The organism is Ruoffia sp. FAM 26255, assembly GCF_045528525.1.
GTDB lineage: Bacteria > Bacillota > Bacilli > Lactobacillales > Aerococcaceae > Ruoffia > Ruoffia tabacinasalis.
In genome coordinates, this window is the sequence record NZ_JBGQQX010000071.1 from 1 (window position 1) to 8359 (window position 8359).

An 8359-nucleotide genomic window follows, 5' to 3' on the forward strand; every position below is an offset into this window, starting at 1 on the left:
AGTGAATTCTCCTTTTAGTAATGTGTGGTAACTTTATTATATAGGAATTCACTGGCTTTTTGTGTACATACAAAAAAAGGTGTCAGTGAGATTTCTCTCACCAACACCAAAAATTCAAGAACCAAAATAAAGAGTTCTAATTAATAACGCTCGTAATTTTTAAAGAGTTCCTCTAAATCAGCAATCTCTTTTTGAAGTCTTTCGCCAACGGTTGTCTCTTTAACTCTTGTTCGGTCTTCTACACGATCAACCAAACGTTTAACTGATACGATATCTTTCTTATTCATCACCGCATCATCAATCGAATCAAATGGTTGGTGAGCTACTAACTGCATTCCCCAACTGTTTGATAATAAAGTATAACCGGCAATACCAGTTTGTGAATGATAAGGTTTTGAGAAACCTCCATCAATTACAATCAAGCGACCATTTCCTTTAATTGGGCTCTCGCCGTCTTTTGCTTTGACGGGTGTATGACCATTAATAATATGTGCTGTCTTATCCAGCCCAAATTCATGTAAAATATCTAAACAATTAATCTCATTATTTCTTAATTGGTAGTACGGGTTCTTAGGTTCTTTATGCGTTTCCTTATCTTCGACGTAATAACGTTCAAATGTCTTCATCGCACCTTTTCCAAATAGGGAAGACGAATCTCCGCACCATAAATACCACATAATATCCGTTGAGAAATCATCTGAAACTTCTCTATTAATGAAAGCTTTGTAGACATGAGTTTCAAAGAAATCGAGTAACTCTTTTCCAGCATAAGACATATTATCAATACGTAATGATTTAAAGTCGCCATTTTCATGCATTGGAATTCCACCATGAATAAGTAGGTTGTTATTGTAAACTAAATACATTCCTCCATTATCCAATAAGAAGTTAATGTGGCGTCTAAGTTTTTCACTTCCTAAGAATGAATCTTTTAGCTTCTCAAGTAATGCTTCTTCTTCCTCTGTTAGCTCATTAGGATTATCCCAGTTTACTGTTGGTGCATGGAAGTTACTTAAAGCATACTCTTTTCCTTCAATCTTAATTGTTTCTTTTTCTGGATTAATGGCACTCAACATGTCACGATTTTCCATCATAAAATCAGGACGTCTAGTATACAGTTGTCCCTCTAGTTTCAATTGAAGAATACTTGTTGCTTGTTGGATAATATTTAAAATTCGATATTCTAATTCAGAAACTTCATTGATATCGCTCAGTCTAGGATTGAATTTATCGATAGGCTCATAGTATTTATCTGCATACTCAATTAATGGTCTAATGTTAATTCCATATGACTCTTCAATGACATCTAAATTATTGTAACGAGATGAGATACGAATCACATTCATAATTGAAACAAGTGAACCTGCCATCGCTGCCATCCAAATAATATCATGGTTCCCCCATTGGATATCAATACTTGGCACGGCCATTAAACGGTCAATAATCTTATCTGGTGCGGGTCCTCGATCATAAATGTCTCCAACAACGTGTAAATGATCAACGACTAAATGTTGGATCGCAATACATAAAGAACGGATTAATGGTTTCGCTTGTCCTAATTCAATGACTTTATCAATAATTGTATCAAAGTAATCTTCTTTATTTGAAACTGGATTCGATTCTGAAAGTAATTCATCAATAATATAACGGTACTGTGAGTCTAACGTCTTTCTCACTTTCGAACGAGTATATTTTGTACTTGAGAATAAAGTTACTTCAATTAATAAATGAATTTGTTTACGATACCAATGAATAATCTCTTCGCTATTTAAACGATTCTCTTCCAATGTTATCTTGCCTGTTGGGTAATAGATTAATACGCTTAAATCGTCAATATCTACATTATCACGGTCTTTAAAGCAGCTTGCTACCTTTTCCTTAATACTCCCTGAACCGTTACGCATAACGTGGTTAAAAGCGACATACTCACCGTGCAAGTCACTCACAAAGTGCTCAGTCCCTTTAGGTAATTGCATAATTGCTTCTAAATTAATAATTTCTGTTAGTACACTTTCCTTAGTCGGAAATTTCTCCTTTAAAAGTGCATAATATTTATTATTCATTCCTAATCACCCCTTTAACATATAATAGTACATTTTCTACAAAAAGGCTTTAGATTTATTATAATTTTATTTTATTCCTTCTAAATGTTTGTCTAATATTACTTCTACATGCCAAAAATATAGCTAAAAGCAAAAATAACCGCCCAAAATAATATTTGGGCGGTTAATTAGTCATTGTATTTTGGGATATAACTTATATTATAGTTTATCTGCAGCTTCTAAAGCTGAGTCATAATCAGGTTCGTCAGCAACCTCGTCGACGATTTGTTTGTATTGGATGACTCCATCTTTATCTACAACAAATACAGAACGCGTTGTACGAACGTCTCCACCTAATTCAATATCTAAACCATACGCTTTACCGAATTCTCCATCAGCATCCGTATAAGTATCAACATTAAGTTCGTTTTCTTTATTCCACTCATTAAATTCATCCACTGTATTACGACCTAGTGTAATGTATTTATAACCTTTGTCAGCTGTTTTCTCAGCAAAGTTCTTAGTTTGTAATTCACATGTACGAGTTAATACATCAGGTACAACACTTAGAATTGTTACATTGCCTTTAATGACATCTGCTAATTCTACTTTGTCACCTTTGTTGTTAGTAACTGTTGCGTTAGGTGCTTTGTCCCCTACTGAAGGTTGAGTACCCTTAACTTCGATTGGATCGCCTTTAAATGTTACTTGCATGATATAACTCCCTTTCATATTTTAATACTATAGTTATTATATCGCTTGCAAGTGAATACTTCAAAGATTCTGATTGCCTATTACAGTAAGTTTGCAAAATCAGCTTCTTGGTTTTTTATATAATCTTCATCGATTTTTTCGATGTGTGTATTCTCAACGGCATCTTTTACTAAGGCTTCGACATCTAGAGCAAGTTCATAGTCTTCAATTTTTTCTTGTTTTGGTTTCGTATGAGGCGCTGTTGGTGCAAATACTGTACAGCAATCTTCATAAGGTTCATTTGAAATATCAAAGGTATCGATCTTCTCAGCTAAGGCGATGATTTCGTTTTTATCTGTCGCAATTAATGGTCTGAAGATCGGGGTTGATGTCACTTCATTGATGACACGCATACTCTTAATTGTTTGAGAAGCGACTTGTCCTAAAGATTCCCCGTTAACAATTGCGTCCGCATTATTTTGTTCAATGAGTTGATCCATGATTCGCAACATAAAGCGTCTCATTACAGTCATGGATTCGCTGTCCGGTACATGCGCTTTGATTTCTTCTTGGATTTTAGCAAATGGGACGTTGTGGAACTTAATTGGCATTCCAAAGTGTGCTAATTTAGCGGTTAATTTTTTCGCTTTTTCTAAAGCTTGTGGACTTGTATACGGTGGACTACTGAAGTGAACGGCTTCAATCTCCATCCCACGGCGCATCATTAAATACCCTGCAATGGGTGAATCAAAGCCACCCGATAACATTAACATACCGCGCCCACTTGAACCGTATGGCATCCCTTGTAGTCCTGGGTAGGATAATAAACTTAAGTAAGCTTCATCTTTAAGGTGGATACTCACTGTCAGTTTATAGGTTGGTCGTGTCATCTTAACGGCTAAGTTTTGATAGGCTTCCCCGATAACATCTCCGACTTCACGTTGAATTGCGTAGGTATCAAGTTCAAATTCTTTATCTGATCGTTTAGCCACTACTTTAAAGGATTCACCGTCTTGAATATTCAATTCACTAAATAATTCTAAAGCTCTTCTTTTAATTGCATCCATGTCTTTTGCGACAGGATAAACTGGTTCAAAACGTGAAATTCCTGGGATATCTTTTAATACTTCAATGAGCTCTTCGTAACTTGCTTGTTCCCATTTAATAAACATAAAATCACGGTTTGGATAAATTTTAATACGTTCAATATATTTTGTCTTATGTCTAATTTGTTCCGCCATCTTCTGTTGGAACATTTTACGGTTTTTACCTTTTGTCGATAATTCTCCGTAATGAATTTTAATTTGTTTTTCTTCCATTATAACTCCCCTTTAGGCGTAATTCTTAAATTGTTCGGTTACTTGTTCTAAGGTTGTAAGTAAATAATCAACGTCTTTATCTGTTGTTGTATGTGCCATACTCAGTCTGATCGCTGATTTACTAATCTCATCAGGTATATTCATGGCTTTTAACGTCGCGTGTTCTTGATGTGAGCGACTTGCACATGCACTTGTCGTTGATACAAAAACATCATGTGCTTCTAAGGCATGTAATAACACTTCGCCCGGAACGGGTGCTAAGGCTGCACAGACAATATGCTCACTACCAGTTGCCTCAGCAAATACTTGCCAATCAAGATTTTTTAAAGTTTCAATGATTCTACCGCGGTAAGTTTCTAATCTTTCTTTTGTATCCGCTTGGGTTTCATTCATTTTTCTTAGCGCTCGACTTGTCGCAACGATTCCCGCTAAATTCTCAGTACTACTGCGTCGACCAGTCTCTTGCCCACCACCATGAAGTAAAGGCATATTAGGAACGCGTTGACGTTGGGCTAGTATACCTACTCCGCGTACTGAATGGAATTTATGACTTGATAAAGTAATCATGTCAATGCGTGGCTCACGCAGCAATGCGATTTGCGAAGTGATGGTCTGAACGCCGTCCATATGCCAAATCACTTGTGGGAATTTCTGCAATAAAGTTGCGATTTCTTTAACAGGTTGAATCGCTCCAACTTCATTGTTTACGCCCATGACTGACACTAGTAGAACTTCATTATCTAGTAAAGATTCAAAGTGAGCCAAGTCAATCTGTCCGTTGCCATCAACGTTTATCAGCTCCACTTGGTAACCCAATGATTCTAATAGTGGAATTTGTTTCATTGTAGCTGGATGCTCAATCGAAGAGATTAATACTTTATTTCTATTGGGATGAATTTGTTTAATTGCTTTTAAGATCGGTTGCATGACCCAGTTATTCACTTCAGTCCCACTTGAAGCAAAGTAAATCTCATTGCTTTCAAAGCCTAATATCGCAGCAATTTGTTTGCGTGCGGATGTCATTAATGCTTTAGCTTCTTCTCCAAGTTTATGTGCACTTGAGGGATTTCCAAAGTAATTTAATGACACTTTCTGATATATATTCAGAATCTCAGGTGTCGGCTTTGTTGTTGCACTATTATCGAAATAATACATGGCATTTCTCCTTCTACAATTTTTCTTATCTATAAAATTATTCTAAAAACAGCATCAAACATTATAACATAGCTTTGATTAGATGTCAGTGTATATATAATATTTCCTAAACATAAAAAAATAACCTTTGAATCGACTAAAAGTCAAAATTCAAAGGTTATTGTATTGTTTAGAATACGCGATTTTGTTTTTCTTGTTGATACATACGTCTAACTTGAGTCGGACCTTCACGGTCAACACGGTATAAAGCTTTTTCAATGACATTTAAAGCTTCGTCGTAGCGGAATTCATCATAGAATAAGTATTCTGCTTCATGAATGGCTTGATCCATCTCAGGATAGTCAAAGCGGAATCGGTTACTATGTTGAATCATATATTCAGTTAGTGTTGCACTATCGACAGTAGACTCAGTTAATTCATCTAATTTATTTAAGTTTTCAGCTAATTGTTTCTCTAAGCCTTCAATTTCAACCATATCAATGCGAACACGATTTAGTTGTTTAGATAAATATTCAATCTCGTCTGTCACTTTGTAGAATATCTCATAGTAATTAGAACTTAAACCTGGTAAATGTTGCTTCTCTAAGCGTCGCTTCATGTTACGTAAATCAAGTTCATATGAATCTAAGTTTGTTTTCGCTTCACGCTCGCGTGCATTAAGTTGTCCTAAATCTTTAACGATTTTTTGTTGCTTGCTATCGTATTCATTTAAATTCTTTTCAATACGACTTAATTGTTCTGCAACTTGAGTAAAGACTGCACCATCGGATTCAATCGTTCCGGCAGTGTCAGTAAAACGTCCATACTCTGCGTTAATTTGTTCAGTTAATTCACCGATTTGATCAACTTCGTTCTCGTGTAAGATATAACTTTGCGCGATGCGGTCTACTTCAATCCCTGCATAACGATTATTTTCTCTTACTTCTTCGAAACGCGTGCGCAATTGATTAATATGTGTATTCACATAATTCTTCGCTTCAATTTCAGCTTCCATAAAGTCATATAATGAATTAATTTCACGGTCTGCTTTATCCATTAATGTTTGCGCGTCAACTAAGTCGGCATTTTTAATGTGATTTTTCGCTTCGTTCAGTTTTTCTTGAATTTCTTCTGCTTTCTCAGGAACGTCCACGCCTTCGAAGTTAAAGTGACTTTCAAGCATTTTTTGGTGTCCATCAAGAATATCTTCTAAAGCATCTTCGTAATCTTTCTTAATCTTGTTATACATTGAAGGTAGTTTCTCAAGAATGTCTTCTAAGCTACTTAAGTCTGCTTCTATTGTATCTAACATATCATCCGCTTCAATATGATCGCCCGCTGTTGTTAATTCATTGTAACGAGTAAAGTTTAACTCTAAATATTGTAAGTTTTTCTCTAACGTTTCAATGGCTGGTCCATAGTCAAATGAATGATTCATAATACTTTTACGAGCAGTGTTGTATCGTTCAAGTAGTGCTTCATTACGTTCATGATTATCTTCACTAATCTTTAGTAAAGCCGTTAACTCATCATGTAAATCGTGTACTTGGACTTCTGTTTCATCAAGTAAGTCACGTGCTTCGTCTAAAGCTGTCTTAGCCTTCATTAAGTTCATTTGTTCGCTGTATTGCTCAGCACCAACTAACATCGCTTCAATTTCAGTAAATTGGAAGTTTGTTAGAGTTTGCCAAGTTGCTACAAGGCTTTCGTATTTACGTTTCGTTTGGCCCGCTAAGTCCATATTCTTTAACGTAAACAACTGATCAGCAATTGAAATGCTCATCATCTCGTCTTTACGATTCTCTAGTTCTCGAATCTCTTTCGCACGCTGCGTTCTTAGATAAAAAATAACCCCCGATGCAACAAGAAAGAGGATAACGATGATAAATAAAATATCAGTAAAGGTTAAATTCATTGTCTCGCTCCTCATCAATCAGTATATATATGTGTTTTAAATTTACTACATAAATTGTCAATCTAGATTATAGCATTTACAAGTCATTAATTAAAGTATTTATCTAGATAAATAAAGGCATTAGCGTTAATGACATCGTTTATGTTCTCGATGTTCCATCTTTTTATCTAAATCAACCTTATTTCTGTACTAATATAGACAAGATATTTACTTGTCATCATACTACTTGTATATATAAATCATTCCAAACCTGTCAAATTGTTCTATAGTACACCCATACACTTACTATAATAACAGAAATGATTATAAATTATCACTATATATGTAAATAATTCAATAAATTACTGAAATTCGATTTATTATATTAAAAATACTAATTCTATTATAGAAACATGCTATACTATATTTATTATATTTGAAAGGTTGGGTAAATAAATGAAATCTTTATTACTTTTCTCAAGTTTACTTATGCTCTCCACTGTAAGTGTTCAAGCCCAGGATGATTTTAGAATCGGGATGGTCACGGACGTTGGAGGTATTGATGATAAATCCTTCAACCAAGGTGCCTGGGAAGGCATGCAACGTTGGGGTGAAGAACACAGCAAAGAACAAGGTTTGAATGGCTTTTCTTATTTCCAATCAGATACTGAAGCTGATTACATTACAAACCTAAATCTAGCTGCTCAAAACAATATCGATATTATCTTTGCCATTGGCTACAAATTACAGCCAGCTGTTCAGGAAACTGCAGAACAATATCCTGATCAATACTTCGGTATGGTCGATTCAGTCGTTGACTTACCAAACGTTGCTTCTTTAAACTTCGCCGATGAAGAAGCTGCTTTTCTTGCTGGTGTAGCTGCAGCGACTACGACTCAAACGAATAAAGTTGGATTCGTTGGCGGTGTTGAGGGCGTTGTTATTGATAAGTTTGAAGCCGGCTTCGTTGCGGGTGTTCAAGCCGTCGACGATTCTATTGATATCGAAATTCAATATGCAGGAAGTTTTACCGATCCATCAATTGGTCGTACAATTGCTGCGACGATGTATTCGAATGATATTGACGTCATCTTCCATGCTTCAGGCCCTACTGGTAACGGTGTATTCTCAGAAGCTAAAGACTTAGTAATTTGAATTTACCCATTTTACGTTGAGGAATTATAAATGAGATTAAGAAAATAAATAAATTCAATTAACAGCCATTTTTACTCATTTCTCTAACATTGAACACACAAATAGAACGCCCATAAGCGCGT

At 35.5% G+C, this 8359-nt stretch carries 6 protein-coding genes; 1 reads left to right on the forward strand and 5 read right to left on the reverse strand.

Annotated features, from left to right (window positions below; genetic code table 11):
- Positions 1 to 140 precede the first annotated feature (140 nt).
- The 5 genes from ACEN31_RS10395 to ACEN31_RS10415 form a co-directional block, all read right to left on the reverse strand.
- On the reverse strand, positions 141 to 2063 hold the full coding sequence (locus ACEN31_RS10395; RefSeq protein ID WP_138403617.1) for a fructose-1,6-bisphosphatase: 1923 nt from the start codon (positions 2061 to 2063) through the stop codon (positions 141 to 143).
- Between the two features lie 198 nt (positions 2064 to 2261).
- Positions 2262 to 2756: a redoxin family protein gene (locus tag ACEN31_RS10400; protein WP_138403618.1), complete on the reverse strand. Its 495-nt coding sequence runs from the start codon at positions 2754 to 2756 to the stop codon at positions 2262 to 2264.
- An 80-nt stretch (positions 2757 to 2836) separates the two neighbouring features.
- Entirely contained in the window at positions 2837 to 4054 is a 1218-nt protein-coding gene (gene thiI, locus ACEN31_RS10405; protein ID WP_407109367.1) for a tRNA uracil 4-sulfurtransferase ThiI, read from the reverse strand.
- A gap of 12 nt (positions 4055 to 4066) precedes the next feature.
- Entirely contained in the window at positions 4067 to 5209 is a 1143-nt protein-coding gene (locus ACEN31_RS10410) for a cysteine desulfurase family protein (protein WP_407109368.1), read from the reverse strand.
- A 169-nt stretch (positions 5210 to 5378) separates the two neighbouring features.
- Entirely contained in the window at positions 5379 to 7103 is a 1725-nt protein-coding gene (locus ACEN31_RS10415) for a septation ring formation regulator EzrA (RefSeq protein ID WP_407109369.1), read from the reverse strand.
- 435 nt (positions 7104 to 7538) lie between these two features.
- Here ACEN31_RS10415 and ACEN31_RS10420 point away from each other — a divergent pair, with 435 nt between their 5' ends.
- On the forward strand, positions 7539 to 8237 hold the full coding sequence (locus ACEN31_RS10420; protein ID WP_407109370.1) for a BMP family protein: 699 nt from the start codon (positions 7539 to 7541) through the stop codon (positions 8235 to 8237).
- Positions 8238 to 8359: the final 122 nt, after the last annotated feature.

What these genes read in the sequence shown, in the direction of transcription:
- ACEN31_RS10395 (WP_138403617.1), bottom strand. Translation starts at nt 2,063, where the DNA reads ATGAATAATAAATATTATGCACTTTTAAAGGAGAAATTTCCGACTAAG.
- ACEN31_RS10400 (WP_138403618.1), bottom strand. Translation starts at nt 2,756, where the DNA reads ATGCAAGTAACATTTAAAGGCGATCCAATCGAAGTTAAGGGTACTCAA.
- thiI (WP_407109367.1), bottom strand. Translation starts at nt 4,054, where the DNA reads ATGGAAGAAAAACAAATTAAAATTCATTACGGAGAATTATCGACAAAA.
- ACEN31_RS10410 (WP_407109368.1), bottom strand. Translation starts at nt 5,209, where the DNA reads ATGTATTATTTCGATAATAGTGCAACAACAAAGCCGACACCTGAGATT.
- ACEN31_RS10415 (WP_407109369.1), bottom strand. Translation starts at nt 7,103, where the DNA reads ATGAATTTAACCTTTACTGATATTTTATTTATCATCGTTATCCTCTTT.
- ACEN31_RS10420 (WP_407109370.1), top strand. Translation starts at nt 7,539, where the DNA reads ATGAAATCTTTATTACTTTTCTCAAGTTTACTTATGCTCTCCACTGTA.